The following is a 19234-nucleotide window of genomic DNA, read 5'->3' as shown; positions in this document are numbered from 1 at the left end:
CACCCGTGTCCTCGCCTCGCGACACGGTCAGATCACTGGTCCACCGGTGCAAGGAAGACTTCAGGGCTCACGCTCATGGCTCACGCTGACCGATCGCCGGCGGTGACCGTGCCGTCAGGATCTGCTGGCGGCCCCCTTCACGAGCGTCTGGCCGTCTTCGGCCTGACGCTGGAAGAGCGCCACGAGTTCGAGCAGTCGCATCGGTCTGGCGAGCGCGAAGCCTTGCGCCCAGTCTGCAGACATTGCCTGGAGCGCAGGCAGAATGTCGGCGTTCTCGACGCCTTCAATCGTCGTCTGCAGGCCCAGATTGTGGGCCATGTCGATCGTGGAGCGGACGACCAGCCGGTCTCGCTGAGATGTCTCGAAGTCCGTGATGAAGGCACGGTCGAGCTTCAACTCATGGGCGGGCAAGCTCTTGAGATAGGCCAAGGAAGAGTGCCCCACCCCATAGTCGTCAATCGACATCTGGACGCCCGCGCGGGCCCACTGATTCATTGTCTGAGCAGCCCTCTTGGTATCCTGGACCAGGGAGGTTTCGGTGACCTCGAAGATCAGCTGCCCCGGGGCCTGGGCGGCGATCCGGCCGGCATGGGACGCGAATTCCGCGTCGCATAGCAAGGCACCAGAAATGTTGACCGACAAGGTCACGGTGTGCCCTGCTTTTTGCAGGGCGAGTTGATCTCGGGCCACGCGCTCCAAGGCCCATTCTGTGAGTTCGCGAATGCGCCCTGTTTCTTCAGCAAGTGGAATGAATGCGGTCGGCGGGATCGGACCCTGCTCGGGATCGGTCCAGCGCGCCAGGGCTTCGGCCGCTTCGAAGCGGCCGGTCCGCAAGTTCAGCTTCGGCTGGTAGTGAAGCTCCATCCCGCCAGCTTTGATCGCCTTCATCATGCGGCTCATCAGCGCCAGATTGGTTGCGGGATCACCGAAGCGCTGACCGTCATATAACGCGAAATTACTGTGGCTGTCCTGGGCTTGCTGAATGGCCACGAAGCCCTGCTTGAAGCTGTCGGGTCCGGTGTAGAGAACAGCGCCGGCAGTGGCTGTCAGATCGATCTCGATCTCGTCCACTTTGAACGGAGCCTTGATCCGTTCGAGCAAGCGCTTGGCCACCACTTCCATCAGGTCTTCATCCAGCAGGGAGTCCTGAGGCGCGTAGTCAATCATCACCCCGAGCACGCCTGGCGACATGATGGCGAGAAATTCAACGGCAGGATCTTCCTTGAGGCGCTTGGCAAGATCCGAACTCAACTTGGTGAAATTGGCGCCGCCCAAGGCCCCTGCCAGTCGCATCGTCCGGTCGATGCTCAACATGATCAGCGCGACCTCGCGATCCTCTTCCACCGCTTTCTCGAACTGCCGTTCCAGCGCATTGCGGGACGGCAGGCCCGTAGCCGCATCGACATATAGCGCTTCGGCAAGGAAACGCTGGCGCTGGCGTGAGGCGCGGTAACGCAACGCGCCAACGATCAGGAGGAGCAGAACTGCGCTTGTTACGCTGGCCGCGATGGCCACCCGCGTGCGTGCGCGTGCCTGTGTGAGTGCAAGGTCATGTTCGAGACTTTCGCCCCGAAGCTGCTCGATCTGCAGCTCATTTTCGGCAAATTCGAACTGGGCCGCGAGCAGCGCGGTATTTACGCTGGCGGCAATGTCGCGCGCGTCGTCGTCCAGACGCTTAAAGGCTCTCAAATGATCGTTCGCGGTCTCAAACGCACCGAGCGCCTCGTAGATCTGGGCCGCAGTCTCGTGAAAATCGGTGAAGGCCGGGGTGGTCTCGTTCAGCGCAACGCCGTCGAACGTCTGCTCTATGTGCCCGCGTGCGGCGTCCAGATTGCCGCGACCGAAAGAGACCTGTGCCCTCACCCCATGCAGGAACCGCGCCCATTCGCCAAGCTCTTCACCCTCGTAGAGCGCAAATGCCTGGCCGATGGCTTCGTCAGCGGCATCCAGATAGCCAAACTCGGCATGAAGCGCTGCCAGATTATTTAGGATTCTGGCTTGGAGCATCCGGCTTTCCATGGATCGCGCGAGTTCCAGTGCACGCTCAAACGCACTCAATGCGTCATCATAGCGACCCATCTGGCGATACGCATTCGCCTGATTGTTCGAAGCGGCCAGCTCTAGCGCCGGATCCTCGAAGCGCTCGGACGCATCTGAGAAGTATCTTACCGCCGTTTCGTATTGCTTTCCGCTGCTATGGATCGAGCCAATCGATTGGAGGACGATCGACTGCGCCCTCATTTCCCCGATTTCGAGATAGATCTCATACGCTTCCTGAAAGCTGATCAAGGCAGTCTGGAAGTCTCCAAGGTCTTTTGCGATCCGCCCCTGCGCGACCAGCAGGTCAGCGTAAAGCTTGCTAGTGGCAGCTGTGCCGTGAAGGAGTTCAATTGCTGATTCTACCAGGATTCCAGCCTCACTCGAGCGCCCGAGGCGAGTAAGAGCTTCGGCCTGCAGCCAAAGAGCGGTCGCCCTCCTGGCATCTACCTCTCCAGGCGCGCCCCCTTCCTCTGCCAGCTGAACCGCAATCTGCGCAGTTTCAAGGGCTTGCCCAGGATTGCCCATCATGTCGCTGCGTGCAGATTCGATCGCGGATTCATAATCCGTCGATTGAGCTTCGCCGGCCGCAGACGTTACTAGCGCGCCGCCGAGCAGGATCGTCGCTATAAATCGTCTGGCCAACTGTGTCTCCTCCTGGACAGGCTGTTACCAAGTCACGTTTACACCGGACCCCTTAATGTTCTCAAAACTCCGATACAGAAACGGCGCCTGCGGATATTGCGCAGGCGCCGTTCTTGAGTTTGGGAACTGTTCTAAGTCAGGCTGAGCTTTAGAAATTCACTCCCAACCGGAACCCGCCGGCCCAGCTTGTATCGCCATCTGCAAACCGCGCGCCTGGCGCCTCGGTCCGGCCAAACGCATTCAGCTCGACACGGTCCTGCACCAAGTCGATGGCATAAAGGACTTCCGCCGCCAGCGGACGTTCCCCGCCCAGCGACCATTGCTGCGTGCGCAGACCCAGCGTACCGGTGTCGCGATCGGTCACGACAAGGCCGCTATATTCTAGCGAACCGTTCTCCACGTGCAGCGGCTGGATGAAGCTCGCCCGGATGCCGTCGCGTGCAGTGAACACGCCATTGTGCTGGAACGAGATCTGGAAGGCTGTCGAGGACACGGAGTCCGGCAAGGCCAGAGCCGAGGCTCCAAACTCGCTTGCCCCGGTAATCCCGGCCGTCGCGGAGACACTCACACTCGACCTGGCGCTGATCGCAACGTTCGCACCGACCGTCAGGGCATCGGTCCGTGACCCGCCATCGAAGGCAAGCGCACCCAGCCCCTGTCCGCCGAGCAGCGCCTGGTCTTCTGCAAGGTGTGTGTAAGCAGCCTGGATGCCGAAACGGGAATTGACCGCATGGGAGAGATCGAGCGAGACCGCAGACGCCGAGTACGCATCAAGCGTCTCGAATATGGCGGAGCGCTCCCCGGTCAGCGGATTGGTGAACTCGTACTCGTCACGCGTAGATGTGGCGACAATCGACAGCCGCGTGTCGGGGCTCAGCGCGAAGCCGGCCATCGCATAGACACCGCCCGACGCATAGCCGAGCATGGGATTCACACCCCCGCTATCCGGGCGATAGTCGGACGCGAGCCCGAAGCCGCTTTGATCGCTTAATGCGAGAGCGCCCTCACCCATGCCGAAGCGGATGGTGACGCCGGATTCGCTGTTGCTAACCTCCATCCCCGCCTGGAACGGCAGGTCGCCATCACCAAGGACCTGGCCCATGTCGGCCTGGGACGCGAAGGATGTGACGGTCAGTCCATTGCGGGTCTGGATCCGGCGCGTGATCGCCTGGGTGTCGTTGAAATTCGTCCCCGACGCATTGATGGCGCGGTCGATCGAATAGCTCTGAGCGGTGATCTGGGCGCTGCCCGATAGGGCGTCCTGGCCGACACCCAGCTCTTCCAACGTGAAACTGAAATCGCGGAACGTATCGCCGATGTCCTCGAACACCGTGACTTCGCCGTGGTCTTTGATGCGGCCGCGCAGGAAGCCGAGTTCGCCGGCAGGAATGCGCCGTCCGCGCCAATCGAGAGCATACAGCGCGTTCTGATCAATTGGTGACAGGGCCGCCTGGACATTCAGCAAGCCACGGCCATAGACCGGATCGACACCGGGTGCGCCAAGATCGGTCGCCGTTTCCAGGATCACATCCGCGATGCGCCCGGGCGACAACCAGAGCCACTCACTCTTCACCAGAGCCGCCGCGCCGGTCACCAGCGGTGCCGCGAACGAAGTGCCGGACATGCGCACATATCCGCCCTCCCCGTCGGGAACCAGAATCAGCTCACCAGGCGCGACCAGGAAGCGGTCCATCAGGCGCGAACCCTCGTGGCACGCACCGCGAACCGTGAAGCAGGCATCACCCGGGCGGTTGGAAAAGCTGGAGATCTCGCCGCCGGGGTTGATCGACCCCACGATCAGGAGATTCTCGACATTGCGCACCGCGCTCCAGTCGACATCCAGGTCCTGTGTGATCCCGTCATTGCCCGCGGCAAAGACGTAAAGCGTATGAGGAGCGGAATGGCGGATATACCAGTCCGACAGGACATCCGACCAGCCTTCATGGAAGGTCCAGCCCGGCATCCCAAGCGACGCATTGATGATTGCGGAGTGGTAGCTCAATCGGCGCACGCTGCTGCGAACGTCATCCCAATTGGTCGACAAGGTTTCGTCGAACGGGTTTTCCAGGCGCAGTCTCACAGACGGAGCAACGCCCATCAGACCTTCGCCATCGTGGCGCGCGCTGATCAGATCAGCCACAGCCGCACCGTGATTGAAATCGAGATAGTCATTCCCGTTCCCGCCACCAATCAGCCCGTCAATGCGCGATGGCAAAGAGAAGTCGACGATACCCACGACCACCGGGAAGCGTGTGCTCGCTTCCCGCGCCATGGCCGGCGACCAGTTGATGGCGCCCATCCAGTGATCGACGTGATCGCGACCCGAGAAATTCATCAGGCCGTCATGGAACGCCAGGAAGAAGGCCGCGCGCTGCTGGGCCGTGACAGAGGCCAGCGAGGCGGGGTCGCTCATATTGATCCCGTATTCCGCGGTGAGATCGTTCAGGAAGCCCTCCTGGAAGGACCGACCTGTTTCGCCCTCAATCGCAGGCCCGAAAACGGTCTCGGCGCGGTTGAACAATTCATTCAGATCGCCGGTGAGAGTCGAATACGCTTCGGTGTCGAACGGATCGATATCACCCCAGAAAGCGTCGATATCACCCCAGAATGGACCGATATCGCCCCAGAAGGCGCCGATATCGCCCCAGAAGGCGTCAATGTCGCCGTAAAAGGGATCGATATCGCCGTAGAAGGCATCAATATCGCCCCAGAAAGCATCGATATCACCGTAGAACGGATTGATATCGCCCCAGAACGGATCGATATCACCCCAGAACGGGCCGATATCGCCGTAGAAAGGATTGATGTCACCCCAGAACGGGTTGATGTCCCCGTAAAAGGGGTCGATGTCACCGTAACGCGGAAGGATCGGACCAGCCTCGCTGCCCGATGAAGCGCTGTGGTGGCCCTGAAGGGTGAATTCCGCTGTGTCCGCATTTGCACTGGTTGCTAGAGCAGAAGCCAGAGCGGTCGAGGCTACGGTCCCGAGCAGCGCATTCTTTATGTGGTCGCGGATCATGGAATCCTCCCTGAGTTGAGGGCAGTCTAGGCCGTCACCCCTTGCCAAAATCGTAACACTTATGGTTACCGCGAATTAACCTGGGGATATAAATGAAAGCCAAAATTGTACCCGTTTTTCTCCTTACGCGATGTTTTCGTTGTTATGCAACGATAAAATGTACGTCTCTACGAGGTAGGGCGTGGAGACGAGCCGTCATCTTCACGCCATCGCTTTGATCGATTGAGCGAGTGTGCGAGTTAAGCGCTCCAAAGGAGTCGCTCATGACCGCTACTGCCCCCTCCTCTGTTCATGCCATCGCGCTGGACGAAACGCGTCCGCCTCTTGAACGCCTTCTGGCCCTGATGGGCAGCCTGCGAGATCGCGATTTCGGCTGCCCTTGGGATGTTGAGCAGGATTTCGCATCGATCGCGCCCTACACGATCGAGGAAGCGTACGAGGTCGCCGATGCGATCGATCGCGGAGACATCGAAGATCTGCGCGATGAGCTCGGCGATCTTCTGTTTCAGGTCGTCTTTCACAGTCAGATCGCAAAAGAGGGAGGCCATTTCGTCTTCGATGACGTGGCCCGCGCGATCACCGACAAGATGATCCGGCGCCACCCGCATGTCTTTGCCGAAGACGAGTCCCGAACCGCGGCCGCTCAGACCGTTGCCTGGGAAGACCAGAAGGCGCGGGAGCGGGCCCAGAAGGGCCGTTCGCAATCCTTGCTGGATGACGTTCCTGTTGCCCTGCCTGCACTCAAGCGTGCGGGCAAGCTCACGAAGCGCGCGGCCCGGGTCGGCTTCGATTGGCCGGACGCGGAACGTGTTTTCGAGAAATTCGAGGAGGAAGCGCGCGAGTTGCGGGCCGCCATTGCGGCCGGGGACCAGGAGAACATTGCAGAGGAACTCGGTGACCTGCTCTTCGTATGTGCCAACCTCGCACGAAAGTTGGGCGTGGAGCCTGAATCTGCCCTGCGCGGAACGAACGCCAAGTTCGATCGGCGCTTCCGCTTTATCGAGGAGACGATGAAGGCAGAGGGCAATCGAATAGAAGAAGCGTCGCTCGACGCGATGGAAGCCCTCTGGATCGAAGCCAAGGCGGGAGAAAAGGCGTCAACCTAGATGATCATCCGGCTGGGGCGCGTTCCTTGCGGATCTCCGCCACGCCGAACCTGGCCCTGAAGCGCCCGGCATCTGGCTCGTTCAGCCGGGCCACGACATAAAGTTTCCCGGTTTCTGGGTCGCTGCGTTCTTCGATGACCTCGCCATGCTCGTGCAACCAGGCCATCGCCTCGGATTCCTCGGGATCCAGCCGCAATCGTAGCATCACGTCATCCGCTGCGAGCGCCAGATCCAGCAAAGCGAGAAGGGCGTCCGTTCCTTCGCCGGTCATCGCCGATGTGACCGCCACGTCTGGCGATCCGGGACGTTTGGGCAGGCGGGCACGCCATTTCAGATCGTCGCGATCCTCTTCGGCCAGCCGGTCCGCCTTGTTCCAGGCCTCGATGATGGTCTGGCCGTGCTCGGCCCCTGCCTCGAGCGCGCCCAGAACCGATTCCACATCGGCTTTGCGCCCCTCATGATCCGGATCGGACACATCGCGAACGTGAATCAGGATATCGGCTTCGCGCACCTCTTCCAGCGTGGCGCGGAACGCGGCAATGAGCTCTGTCGGCAAGTCGGTGATGAAGCCCACCGTGTCGGACAGCAGCACTTTTCGTCCGGCCGGCGTGCGGATCGCGCGCATCGTCGGATCCAGAGTCGCGAAGGGCATGTCCTTGGCCATGACCTTGGCCCGGGCGAGACGATTGAACAGTGTCGACTTCCCCGCATTGGTGTAACCGACAAGGGCGACCGTAGGCCACGGCGCAGCCCGCCGGCGCTTGCGATGCAGCTCGCGCGTGCGTTTGACCTCTTCCAGCTCGCGGCGCAGCTTGGCCATGCGTTCAGCCAGCAACCGGCGGTCAGTTTCGATCTGGGTTTCACCGGGGCCGGCAAGGAAGCCGCGTCCACCGCGCTGACGCTCCAGGTGGGTCCAGGTGCGCACCAGGCGGGAACGCTCATAGCTCAAACGCGCCAGTTCGACCTGCAGCCGGCCCTCACGCGTCTGCGCGCGGTCGGCGAAGATTTCCAGGATCAGACCGGTCCGGTCGATGACCTTCACGTTCCACGCGCGTTCAAGGTTGCGCTGCTGCACCGGCGAGAGCTCGCAATCGAGCACCGCCACCTTGGCCTCGCGCGTTTCGATCTCCGCGCGCAGCGTCTCCACTTTTCCGCGCCCGAACAGCGTCGAGGGCTCAAGCTTGCGCACAGGTTCGCTGCGAACGTCCACGACACGAAGGCCGAGCGCTTCGGCCAGGCCTGCCGCTTCTTCCAGTCGAGCCTCGATCCGCAGGATATCGCTGCCCCCGAAATCGGGATGCAGGACAAGGGCGGTATCGTCAGGCGCTTCGCGTTGGATCAAGTGGTCTCGTCTCCGTCTTGTTCACCGTCGAACAAGGAGATGGGTTGCCCGGGCATGATTGTCGAGATGGCATGCTTGTAAACCAGCTGAATCTGACCCTCGCGGCGCAGCAGGACGCAGAAATTGTCAAACCAGGTGACCACGCCCTGAAGCTTCACCCCGTTGACCAGGAAAATGGTCAGGGGCGTCTTCGATTTGCGCACGGTGTTCAGGAATACATCCTGCAGATTTTGTTTTTTATCGTTAGACATGGGTCTTTCTCTCGAGCCCTTTTACAGAGACATGTTTCATATTGAAAATTGGTAGCCGGGCTTGCTCATCGCTGCAACCGCGAACAAACGTCTGCCTACCGCGCTGCACCATCTGCTGCGGCGATGTAGAGCTCGCGTAACCGCATGGCAACAGAGCCCGGCGCACCATTCGCGACTGTGCGTCCATCGATCGATGTGACCGGCATGACGAAGCTGCTGGCCGAGGTTACGAAGGCTTCGCGCGCTTCCAGAGCTTCCTCGACGGTGAATCCGCGTTGCTCGATTCGCAGGCCTTCCTGCTCGGCCAGCGCGCGCACCGCTTTGCGGGTCACCCCCCACAGAATGCGGTTATCGGTCGCACGGGTCACGAGCGTGCCCTCTTTCGTGAGGATCCAGGCCGTCGTGGACGAGCCTTCGGTCACGCATCCGTCTTCGTCGACGAGCCACGCCTCGAACGCGCCGGCATCGCGCGCCTTCTGCTTGGCAAGAACGTTGGGAAGCAGGTTGACCGACTTGATATCGCACCGTTTCCAGCGTTCGTCGGGCAGGGTCAAGATGGCGATCCCCGCCGCGGCGCGCCGGTCGATCGTGGTGAAGTCCAGGCCGCGGGCGGTCACAACAAGCGTCGGTCGAACCGGCGTGACGGGAAACGGATGATCGCGGCGCGAAACGCCGCGCGTCACCTGCAGATACACCAGCCCGTCGGTGAATCGGTTGCGCCGCACGACCTCGCGCAGGATCACGTCGAGAGCCGGCAGGGAGACCGGCAGATCGATCTGAAGCTCGCGCAGAGATCGTTCCAGGCGGGCGCTATGCTCCTCGTGATCGAGAAAGCGGCCCCGTCGAACCGACCAGACTTCATAGAGCCCGTCACCGAACTGGAAGCCGCGGTCCTCAATGCCGATGGCTTCGTCGGTGATCGGCCGGTACCGGCCATTGACGTAGGCAATGCGTGCCACAGCCCTACTCCCGCACAAGAATGACAAAGACCGCGGCGGCCGCCGCCAGGATCTCCAGACGCCCGGTTATCATGGCAAGAATGGCGATCCCATGGCCGGCAGCCGGCAGACTCGCGTAATCGACAGCGGCGACCGGCCCGGCATTGGACAACATCGCCGCCGCGATCTGCCAGGCCGCGTGAAAGTCCACTCCGACAAGTCCCAGAAAGATCGTGAAAGCACCAATGGCGGCAGGAAAGACAAGGGCGACAACCCACACGCTGAACAGGGCGGAATCGGGAATATGCCGTCCGGCAAACCGCGTATACGTCGCTGCCGAGGGGTGGGCGAGCACGGAAAGCTCACCGGCAGCGCGGCGCAGAAGCACGATCACGCGGGTGATCTTCATGCCTCCCGATGTGGACAGGGCCGAGCCGCCGATGACGGCGAGGCTGAGCAGAAGAACGGTCGGCAGGACCGGTGCGGGGCTGAGACCGAATCCTGTCGTCGTTAGCGCAAAGACCGCGTCCAGGGTCGCCTCGTAGGCCGCCGACGGTCCAAACAGGACCGCGGCGCCCAGGCCGATCGCCGCGCATGTCGAGACCATGGCACGCAAATCGCCGGTTAGGCGCACCGCGCGCCCGCGGCTCAGCAGCTCATACTGAAGCGCGATATTCCAGGCGCCCATCAGACAGGTAACGACCAGGATGATCTGGGCCGGGACTGGAACCCATGAGCCGAGGGGCGCGCTTGTCGGCGTCATGCCGCCGGTGGAGATGGCGGAGAACGCCAGGCAGACCGCGTCAAAGGCATCGAGGCTCGTCAGACTGAGCAAGAGGATAGCCACAGCGGTCACCAGGCCGTAGACGCCGCCCAGCCGCCGCGCGGCCGGGCCGAAATTCAGGAACAGATTGTCCGGGGTTACTGTGAGGAGCGTCGACCGGCGCAGATTCGCATCCTTGGCCTCCAGGGCGGCAAATACCGTCGCCGCCAGGACAAGGGTCGCGAACCCGCCAATCCATTGAAGGCTGGCTCGCCACAGCAGGATGGCCCGGGGCTGGGTATCCGGGTCGAGAACCGTCGCCCCTGTTGTCGTCAGTGCGGAATAGGATTCAAACAGGCCGGGCATCAGGCCGTCGGCAGCTGCCACGAGCGGCGCCGCCGCAAACAGAGGCGTTGACAGCCAACCGTACAACGCCATGCGAAGCGCCACGGGCGGGCCAGCCTTCCCGGTGGCCGACCGGGTTGCAGCAAGCGCCACGCCTCCTGCAAAGACCCCCATCAGCGCGCTGACCGAAAACCCTCTTGCGGCAGCTCCCGCGCCTTCCGCAGCGGCAATCACCACGAATGGCACAGCCATCACTCCGACGATCAGCCAGCACCACCCGAGGGCCCGGAGCATGCGCGCAGAGAGCCCCATATCGGTCTAGAAGTATTCGAGGCTGACCCGGAAGAGCTGTTCCACCTTGGAAACCGCACTCTTGAGGGCAAAGAAGATGACGCGATCGTTTTCCTGTATGGTGACCGGGTCGCGCTGGAAGAACACCTGGTTACCGCGCACGAGCGCACAGATGGCCACGTTTTCGGGAAGCTCCAGGTCGTTCAACGTCTTCCCGATCAACGGTGAGGTCGACAACGTAACCCCTTCAAGCGCCTCGGCTTCACCGCCCCCCAGCGTCTGCAGGCCGGTGATCCGGCCGCGCCGGATGTGCTGGAGGATGGTCGAGATCGTCACCGTACGCGGGTCGATCAGAACGTCGATGCCGAGCGCCGTCTTGACCGGGCGGAAGGCTTCGTCGTTCACGAGCGAAAGCGTGCGTTGTGCCCCCTCGCGCTTGGCCATCACCGCGCTGAGAAGATTCACCTTGTCGTCATTGGTCAGACAGATGGCCAGCTCGGCCTCCTCCACACCGGCTTCTCTCAGGACCTGCCGATCCAGCCCGTCGCCGTGAAGCACGACCGTGCGGCGCAGCGCATCCGCGGCATTTTCTGCGCGGGTCTTGTCGCCTTCGATCAGGCGGACTTTCACGCCCGACACGCGTTCAAGCGCCTGAGCAACATAGAGCCCGATATTGCCGGCCCCCACGATCACGACACGCCGTGCGCGCGGCGCGGCCCGGCCGAACACATCGAGCGCTCGACCGACATGGCCCGCAGCCACGGACAGATAGACCTCGTCCTCGGCCATAAGCGGGTCGTTGCCCTGCGGTACAAACAAGGTCTTGTCACGCAGGATTCCGACCACATCAATCGCCAGATCGGGAAAGAGCTCCAGCAGCTGGTCGCGCGAACTGCCGGCCACCGGCGAATTCTCGTCCACGCGGACCCCCAGCACCTGGACCCGTCCGTTGGCGAACGGCGCGGTGGTAAACGCCCCCGGCGTTTCCAGGCGTTGCAGTATGGACCGGCTCACCTCCAGCTCGGGCGAGATGGTCACGTCGATGGGCAGATTCCCGGTGGAGAACAGATCGCGCCATTGCTTGTCGAGATAGCTTTGCGCCCTCACCCGCGCGATGCGTGTCGGGGTTTCGAACAAGGAATGCGCAACCTGGCACGCAATCATGTTCGTCTCGTCGGAATAGGTCACCGCGACAAGAAGGTCGGCATCCTTTGCGCCGGCGCGCTTGAGCACGTCAGGATGGCTGCCGTGGCCGACAATGCCGCGCACGTCGAGATTGGTGGTCACCCGGTCGATCAGTTCGGCCGACCAGTCAACGACCGTGACCGCATTGCCCTCGCGCGCCAGCTCGCGCGCGATTCCGTAGCCCACACGGCCTGCGCCGCACACGACTGCTTTCATAGGAAACCTGCTCCAAAAATCAGGACGCGTCGTTCGGATCGGCGTCTTTTTGACTGCTCGCCACGCCGAGCGCCTTCAGCTTGCGGTGGAGCGCGGAGCGCTCCATGCCGATAAAGCTCGCAGTGCGGGAGATGTTGCCGCCAAACCGCGATATCTGCGCTTTCAAGTACTCACGTTCGAACTTTTCACGGGCATCGCGCAGAGGCAAGGCGATCATGCGCTCGGATTCAAAGCCTTCCCCGTCATGTTCGCGGGACACGACCTCGGAGGGCAGCGCATCGATCGTGACCGGCTCGTCCGGCGTGCCCGAGGCCAGGATCAGCAAACGTTCCACGTTATTACGCAACTGGCGCACATTTCCCGGCCAGTTATGGGCCTGGAGCGCGGCCATCGCATCGTCACCGATGACCCGGCGCGTGAGACCGGATGTCGAGGCCAGCCGGTCGATGAAATGCTCCACAAGGCGCGGGATATCCTCACGCCGTTCCGCCAGCGAGGGGACCGTCACGGGAACCACGGCCAGCCGGTGGAAGAGATCCTCGCGGAATCGGCCCTGGGCGATCAGCGCTCGAAGATCACGGGCGCTGGAGGACAGGACGCGGACATTCACTTCCACATCGACACCGCCGCCGATCCTGCGGAAATGCTGTTCGACCAGCATCCGAAGCAGTTTGCTCTGCGTTGCCACCGGCATGTCGCCGACCTCATCCAGGAACAGAGTCCCGTTATGAGCCTGCTCAAGAAGGCCCACGCGCTCCACGCTGCCGTCGGGACGCTCGGTGCCGAACAATTCTTCCTCGACCCTGTCCGGATTCATGATCGCGGCGCTGACGGCCACGAAATTGCCGTCGCGGCGCGTGGACGCGGTGTGGATAAGGCGGGCAATCAATTCCTTGCCGGAGCCCGACGGGCCCTCGATCAGGATGCGCGAATTGGTCGGCGCGACCCGGTCGATGGTCTGGCGAAGATGAACCGCGCTCGCGGAATCGCCGATGAGCTGATCTTGAAGATCGCTTTTCTTGCGAAGCTCGGCATTTTCCCGGCGCAGTTGGGAAGCTTCGAGCGCCCGCTGAACTGTCAGCAGTAACTTATCGGATTTAAACGGCTTTTCTATAAAATCATAAGCGCCTTTGCGGATCGCGGCGACGGCCGTTTCGATCGTGCCGTGACCGGAAATGACGATCACCGGCATGTCGGGGTCGCCCCGCTTGATTTCGTCGAGAAGCTCGATTCCGTCGAGCCGGCTGCCTTGCAACCAGACATCAAGAATCGCGAGCGAGGGCGTGCGCTGTCGCATTTCTGCGAGCGCCTCGTCCGCTTGTGAAGCGTAGCGCGCGATATAGCCCTCATCTTCCAGGAGACCGCCAATCAATTCCCGGATATCGGTTTCGTCGTCTACGATCAGGATATCTTGCGCCATCTCGTCCTCAAACTTGCGCGCTTTCGGCGCGGTTGGGCAGTGAGCCGTTATTGTCTAGCAAGGGGAAGGCCAGCCGAACCACGGCGCCCTGTTGGGAATCGTCGCGATCGTGAAGCTCCAGCCGGCCCGAATGGTCTTCCATGACCCGCCGAACGATGGCGAGGCCCAGCCCGGTCCCTTTCTCGCGCGTCGTCATGTAGGGCTCTGTCAGCCGCGCCTTGTCCGGCGATGGCCAGCCCAACCCGTCATCCTTGACCTCGATGATCGCGAACCCATCCTGAACCAGGACTGAAACCTGCATCTGGCCGATCGACTTCCCGGCCTCCGATTCCATTCGGGTGGAAACCGATTCGGCCGCGTTTTTCAGTATATTGGCCAGAGATTGTGTCGCCAGACGCGAATCGCATTCCACCATCACCGCGTCGTCGGGACGCTGCAGCGAGACCCTGATCTGCGGCGAGGCGACCCTCTGCGCGAAAACCGCCCCTTCCGCCACGACATTGAGATCGGTGACTTCCATTTTCGGCGCGGGCATTCGCGCGAAGGTCGAGAATTCATCGACCATCCGGCCAATATCGCTGACTTGTCGGACGATCGTATCCACGCACCGGTCGAAGACATCGACCTGGGTCTCGTCCACATCCTTGCGGTACTTGCGCCGTAAACGCTCGGCGGAGAGCTGGATAGGCGTCAACGGGTTCTTGATTTCATGAGCGATCCGCCGCGCCACGTCCCGCCAGGCCGCGTTGCGCTGTGCCGCAACCAGCCGTGTCACGTCGTCGAAGGTGATCACCATCCCACCATCGTCATCGAGTGCCGCGCGCGCATTGAGGTGAACCAGAGCGCCATCCGCGCCAGTCAGGTCGATCTGACGCTCCGCAATGTCGCTCGGACGGCGAGCCGCCTCCTCCACGACCGCCGCGAACACAGGCGCAGCGGTATCGACCGTCTCGCCAACGACATCGCCCGGTTCGAGGCCGAGAAGGGTTGCGGCAGAACGGTTCATGAGTGTGATGCGTCCGTCTGAGTCAACGCCGATCACCCCGGCGCTGACACCGGTCAGCACCGCCTCGATGAAGGCGCGCCGCCGCTCGGCCTCCGCGTTGACCTCCAGAAGCGTCGAGCGCTGGCTATTCAGCTGGCGAGTCATCCGGTTGAAGGCCCGCCCAAGGGCGGCGAGCTCATCGGGATTGCCGGCCACTTCGACGCGCGCGTCCAGATCTCCGCGGCGCACACGTTCGGCTGCGCTCACCAGTCTGCCGACCGGGGCCACGACCTGGTTGGCAGCCGACAATGCCAGCCAGATCGCGCCGGCCAGGATCAGCATGGCCGCCTCGACGTAGACAAAGAAGAAGAGACGGCGCGTCTGTTCCTCCGCCGCGACCGCATCGCGGAACGCGGCCGTGGCTTGTTCGGTCTGCGTCAGCAGGCTGAAATCGTGGTACCAGACGACGTAGAGATAGGCATCCTCGTAGGCGGGCAGCTCGAGCAATAGCCGGACGAAATCAGGCGCATCGTCCCGTGTCACCGGGTCGGAAACCGCAATTTCGGTGTCGCCGAGAATCTGGAACAGGCGTGGTGATGGCGCCGTGAAAAGCGGCGCATTCTGAGCTTCGGCGCGGGCCAGAATGGTGGACTGGGAATCCACGATGTAGGCAGCCTGGAAATTCCGCCGGATCGCCTGCTCACGCAGATAGGCCGAATACACGATCCGATTGCTGCGCAGCGCTTCGACCGCCTCGCCCTGGGAGAGGTCGTTGGCCATCGACCGCATCTGGATGCGGGCCAGTTCGAGCTCCTCGGGTGCCTGTTCTCGTCCGAGATCGGCTACGCTTTCCACGAGTGTGTTCACCGGCTCGCCCAGCCAGAACTCCATGCCCCGGCCCAGGACGAGCGCGTTGAACCCCGCGGTCAGGACGGCCGGGGTGATCGCGGCGACCGAAAACAGGATGATGAAGCGGATATGCAGGCGCGGCGCCGGTTCGCCGAAGCGGCGTCCCATGAGTTTTCGCACCACCCGGATGCCGGCCGCACTCAGCAGAACCAGGATCAGCGCGCCATTGCCGAAGATGAGTGCATAGAGCTGGCGGCTATTCTCGTCGGCGTCGCGCGACATCGACAGGAAGGCGAGCAGGATCAGCCCGATACTGGCCAGCGCGAACCCGACCGCGAAAAGCGATCGGCCTCCGGCACGGGTCAGGTGTTGCCTTCTGAAAGTCAACGCAGGAAGCGCTCCATTAAACAGACGCCCATCCTGACGCGAGTGTGACCCATTGTCCACGCTCTGTTGCCGAACTGGCGCAACTCAGACATCCAGATTCAGCGCTTCGATCCGTCTGGCCAACGTGTTGCGATTCCAGCCCAGAAGTGTGGCGGCATCGCGCCGCACGCCGCCAGTCCGTGACAGGGCTGCTTCGATCAGCGCGGCATCGACGCGGTCGTGAACGCTGCGCCCGGGGTCCGCCTGGCCAGAGGCGAACGCGCGGCTGGCAGCGTCGATGACGGCGGCCTCCAGGGCCTCCGCGTGTTCGCCTGCTTGCGCAAGAAGGCCCGCCAGGAGCTCGGCTGAAGGCATCTCGCAAAGGCTCAACCGCGTGAGCACGAATTCCAGTTCGCGCACCTCACCCGGCCAGGCCCAGCGTGAGAGGGCCGTGCGCACCTGTGCGGGCAGGCTTCGCTCCGGCGAAAGCCTCGACCAGACATGATCGACGATCAGATCGAGATCGCCCTCGCGATCTCGGAGCGGGGGCAGCTCGACAAGGCCCGCACCGATGAGAAAATAGAGCGCATCCGGCAACGCGTTGCGGACGGTGGGCGAACCGGTGACGTAGAGGTTGGTGGCGGGTTGAGCTTCGCACCACTCTCGCACCTGCTGCGCGGCCCGCTCGCTCCACATGTCGGCGCGGCGAAGCAAGAGACCATCGGCCTCGCCCGTTGCCGCGCCGGGCCCCTCGCGGTCAAGCCGGGCCGGACCCAGCTCGATCAGCTTGCGTCCGCCGCGGGCGGTGTGCAGCGCACGTGCAGCCGTAGCACGGCCAGAGCCCTCCGGCCCGGTGAGCAGCACGGGGCAAACGACACGGGATAATCGGCCGAGCGCCTGGAAAACCGTCTGCATCGCGCGCGACCGGCCCAGCAAGCCTTCGTACCCGCCGGACTTTGTCGGCCGGCTTGTCTCGCCGCTGCGCCCCGGATGAGCCGCCAGGCAGGCGCTGACTGCACGGGTCAGCTCATCCAGGTCGAACGGCTTGGGAAGATATCGCCGCGCGCCCCGCTTGGCCGCGTGGATTGCGGTCGCGGCAGTCGTCTGTGCACTCACGATGATGATGGGTGCATCGGGACGCACGCGCGTGATTTCGTCGATGCGATCCAGGAAATTCTCCTGACCCAGTACGACATCGGCGACCAGCAGATCTGCGTCCCCGCCGATCATACGGTCGATCGCGCTCTGCGGAGAGGCGGTCGCGCGCACATCAAATCCGGCACGCGACAAAGCCTTGGTCACGACCAGGCGCAGCGACTCGTCATCCTCAAGCACAAGAATGCGGGCGGTCATGTATCCCTGGCCTCCTGAAGGAAGAGCTTGAACACGGTCCGTCCGGGCCGGCTTTCGAATTCAACCGCGCCATTGTGAAGGTCCGCCACGCGGCTGACAAAGGCCAGGCCCAGCCCCTCGCCCGCCGGCTTCCCCGTCACGAAGGGATTGAAGATACTCCCGGCCAGCCGGTCCGGCACGCCCGGCCCTGTATCGAGCACCTCCAGCTCCAGGCGGGCATCCGGCGCCGCGCTGCCCGGTCCCAGCCGGCGATAGCGCGTCGTCAGGCGCACCAGTCCGTCGCCATGGCGCGCAATGGCCTCCGCCGAGTTCGTCAGCAGGTTGAGGACCGCCTGCAACAGGAGGTCGCGGTCGCCCCAGGCTTCCGGCAAAGATGGGTCGAACGCTTCCTGGAAGCGGATCTCGTTGCCCGCAGCTACGCGTGCCGAGGCAATAGCCTCACGCGCGAGCGCGTGCAGATTGATCGAGGTGGCCTCACCGGCAACCACATCGCCGATCCGGCTCCAGTGCTCCGCAATCCGCCGGGCCCGATCCAGTTCGGTCATGATGATTGCGGCGAGCTCGGCAGTCTCGCCATCTGCTGTCTGTGAAATGAGCTGGGCCGCGCCGCGCGCGCCTGCAATCGGGTTCTTCAGCTCGTGCGAAAGCAGGCGTCCGAATCCGACCGCGGCATTGGCCGCCCCCTCGCCGCTGGGCTGGACCGATGCGGCCGGGGTCGGCCGGATCACGAGACACAGATCGTCTCCGTCCGGAACCGCGTCGATGGCACCGCGCAGGCGCTCGTCGCCCTCGTGGAGCGACACATCGTGAGCAAGCACTTCGCGTCCGCTGATCCGCGCGCGCCGTGCAATCTCCCCGGCCACACGGCCCCACGCGCCAAGCTCCTCCAGATCGGCTCCGATCAGGCGCTGACGCGAGCGTCCGAAAAGTGGCTCAGCCGCCCCGTTTGCGTAAATTACCTGTCCGCAGGCATCGATCATGATCAGCACTGACGCGGCGGTCTCGGCCGCCCGCGCCGCGCGCCGTTCGATCGCGTCGAGACTCACGCGGCAGCCTGCCGCGAGGCCGTGTCGCAGAAGGCGAGCAAGGCGGCGCGCGTCCGGGTCGCCGAAGTTTCGCGGCACAATTGCGCCCGCGCCTGTTTGGCGCGGTCCGCATCCGGTTCGGCCCAGTCCACAAAGCTCGCGAAATGCTTGCGCATGCAGCGCACGCCGAGCTCTTCGCCGTAGAGCTCGACCGAATCTGCGAGCGCCTCGTCCAGCGCCTGCCCCGCAATGGCGACCCCCGGTTCCACCAGAGCTCCGCCGTCGCGAAGGGCGTGCCCGATGGCGCCCGGCAGCCAGGGACGTCCCTGACTCGCACGGCCCACCATGACCGCGTCGGCGCCCGACTGACGCAGAGCGGTCCGGGCCTCGTCCGGGGTCGCGATATCTCCGTTGACCACGAGGGGCAGCGTGCAGACATCGCGCACGGCGCGTACCGCGGCCCAGTCGGCCTGGCCCTTGTAGAATTGCTGCCGCGTCCGCCCGTGGACGGTGACCATCTGGATGCCGGCATCCTGTGCCCGGCGGGCAAGTTCGGGCGCATTCACGCTGTCCTGATCCCAGCCGAGGCGCATTTTCAACGTCACCGGCAGGGACACGGCCCGCACCGTCGCCTCGATCAGACCGAGCGCGTGATCGAGATCGCGCATCAGCGCAGATCCCGACAGCCCGCGAGTGACCTGTTTTGCCGGGCAGCCCATATTGATGTCGATCACCTCGGCGCCGGCGTCAGCCGCTATGCGCGCGCCGATATCCATCCATTTCGCCTCGCGCCCGGCCAGCTGGATGACGCGCGGTCCGCTGCCGGAATCGCCGCGCATGCGCCGCACGACATCCTCGCGCCCCTGCGCCAGAGTCTCGCACGCGACCATTTCGGACACGACCAGCCCCGCGCCGAAGCGCCAGGCCTGCTTGCGGATCGGGTAGTCGGTCACGCCGGACATGGGCGCAAGCAGACAGGGCCCGCGCACGAAGACGGAACCGATGGAAAAGGTCGATGTCGCAGCGGTGTCGGCCATCATTCTGCTCATAGCGCGTCTGGACCTGGGCTTCCAGAGACCGTAACGCTTCCACCTGCCT

Annotated in this window: 13 protein-coding genes; 1 reads left to right on the top strand and 12 read right to left on the bottom strand. The window is 63.2% G+C overall.

Going from position 1 to position 19234, the window contains the following annotated elements:
- Positions 1–114: 114 nt before the first annotated feature.
- A complete protein-coding gene (locus tag E5162_RS04280) occupies positions 115–2682 on the bottom strand; it encodes an EAL domain-containing protein (RefSeq protein ID WP_135943696.1) in 2568 nt (855 codons plus the stop codon).
- Positions 2683–2830: 148 nt separating this feature from the next.
- Entirely contained in the window at positions 2831–5701 is a 2871-nt protein-coding gene (locus E5162_RS04275; RefSeq protein WP_135943695.1) for a S8 family peptidase, read from the bottom strand.
- A 263-nt stretch (positions 5702–5964) separates the two neighbouring features.
- On the opposite strand from E5162_RS04275, the gene mazG reads away from it, so the two are divergent.
- Positions 5965–6807, top strand: a complete 843-nt coding sequence (gene mazG / locus E5162_RS04270) for a nucleoside triphosphate pyrophosphohydrolase (protein WP_135943694.1) — start codon at positions 5965–5967, stop codon at positions 6805–6807.
- A 4-nt stretch (positions 6808–6811) separates the two neighbouring features.
- On the opposite strand, the gene hflX is transcribed toward mazG, so the two are convergent.
- The 10 genes from hflX to dusB all read right to left on the bottom strand — a co-directional run bounded on the left by hflX (position 6812) and on the right by dusB (position 19173).
- A complete protein-coding gene (gene hflX, locus E5162_RS04265) occupies positions 6812–8149 on the bottom strand; it encodes a GTPase HflX (RefSeq protein ID WP_135943693.1) in 1338 nt (445 codons plus the stop codon).
- Positions 8146–8400 carry an RNA chaperone Hfq gene (gene hfq, locus E5162_RS04260; protein WP_135943692.1) on the bottom strand — a complete coding sequence of 85 codons (255 nt, stop codon included), beginning with the start codon at positions 8398–8400 and terminating at the stop codon, positions 8146–8148. Before hfq ends, hflX begins: the two co-directional genes overlap by 4 nt.
- A gap of 95 nt (positions 8401–8495) precedes the next feature.
- On the bottom strand, positions 8496–9359 hold the full coding sequence (locus E5162_RS04255; protein WP_135943691.1) for a D-amino-acid transaminase: 864 nt from the start codon (positions 9357–9359) through the stop codon (positions 8496–8498).
- A 4-nt stretch (positions 9360–9363) separates the two neighbouring features.
- The gene (locus tag E5162_RS04250; RefSeq protein WP_158291191.1) at positions 9364–10740 is read right to left on the bottom strand and encodes a TrkH family potassium uptake protein; all 1377 of its coding nucleotides are present in this window, start codon (positions 10738–10740) and stop codon (positions 9364–9366) included.
- 24 nt (positions 10741–10764) lie between these two features.
- Entirely contained in the window at positions 10765–12138 is a 1374-nt protein-coding gene (gene trkA, locus E5162_RS04245) for a Trk system potassium transporter TrkA (RefSeq protein WP_135943689.1), read from the bottom strand.
- Between the two features lie 19 nt (positions 12139–12157).
- Positions 12158–13558, bottom strand: coding sequence for a nitrogen assimilation response regulator NtrX (gene ntrX / locus E5162_RS04240; protein ID WP_135943688.1), 1401 nt, complete (start codon positions 13556–13558; stop codon positions 12158–12160).
- A gap of 7 nt (positions 13559–13565) precedes the next feature.
- Positions 13566–15779 carry a sensor histidine kinase gene (locus tag E5162_RS04235; RefSeq protein ID WP_233342143.1) on the bottom strand — a complete coding sequence of 738 codons (2214 nt, stop codon included), beginning with the start codon at positions 15777–15779 and terminating at the stop codon, positions 13566–13568.
- Positions 15780–15863: 84 nt separating this feature from the next.
- On the bottom strand, positions 15864–17111 hold the full coding sequence (locus E5162_RS04230; RefSeq protein ID WP_135943687.1) for a response regulator: 1248 nt from the start codon (positions 17109–17111) through the stop codon (positions 15864–15866).
- A complete protein-coding gene (locus E5162_RS04225; RefSeq protein WP_135943686.1) occupies positions 17108–18157 on the bottom strand; it encodes a two-component system sensor histidine kinase NtrB in 1050 nt (349 codons plus the stop codon). The genes E5162_RS04230 and E5162_RS04225 overlap by 4 nt, the downstream gene beginning before the upstream one ends.
- Complete coding sequence (gene dusB / locus E5162_RS04220) at positions 18154–19173, bottom strand: tRNA dihydrouridine synthase DusB (protein ID WP_206751058.1); 1020 nt, start codon at positions 19171–19173, stop codon at positions 18154–18156. The genes E5162_RS04225 and dusB overlap by 4 nt, the downstream gene beginning before the upstream one ends.
- Positions 19174–19234 lie beyond the last annotated feature (61 nt).

This window comes from Marinicauda pacifica (genome assembly GCF_004793635.1).
Lineage (GTDB): Bacteria > Pseudomonadota > Alphaproteobacteria > Caulobacterales > Maricaulaceae > Marinicauda > Marinicauda pacifica.
Note: the sequence above shows the minus strand (reverse complement) of the source record. Positions and strands in the feature narration are given on the sequence as shown.

Coding starts and splice junctions, on each gene's coding strand:
- E5162_RS04275 (WP_135943695.1), bottom strand. CDS start 5,701: ATGATCCGCGACCACATAAAGAATGCGCTGCTCGGGACCGTAGCCTCG.
- mazG (WP_135943694.1), top strand. CDS start 5,965: ATGACCGCTACTGCCCCCTCCTCTGTTCATGCCATCGCGCTGGACGAA.
- hfq (WP_135943692.1), bottom strand. CDS start 8,400: ATGTCTAACGATAAAAAACAAAATCTGCAGGATGTATTCCTGAACACC.
- E5162_RS04250 (WP_158291191.1), bottom strand. CDS start 10,740: ATGCTCCGGGCCCTCGGGTGGTGCTGGCTGATCGTCGGAGTGATGGCT.
- trkA (WP_135943689.1), bottom strand. CDS start 12,138: ATGAAAGCAGTCGTGTGCGGCGCAGGCCGTGTGGGCTACGGAATCGCG.
- ntrX (WP_135943688.1), bottom strand. CDS start 13,558: ATGGCGCAAGATATCCTGATCGTAGACGACGAAACCGATATCCGGGAA.
- E5162_RS04230 (WP_135943687.1), bottom strand. CDS start 17,111: ATGACCGCCCGCATTCTTGTGCTTGAGGATGACGAGTCGCTGCGCCTG.
- dusB (WP_206751058.1), bottom strand. CDS start 19,173: ATGGCCGACACCGCTGCGACATCGACCTTTTCCATCGGTTCCGTCTTC.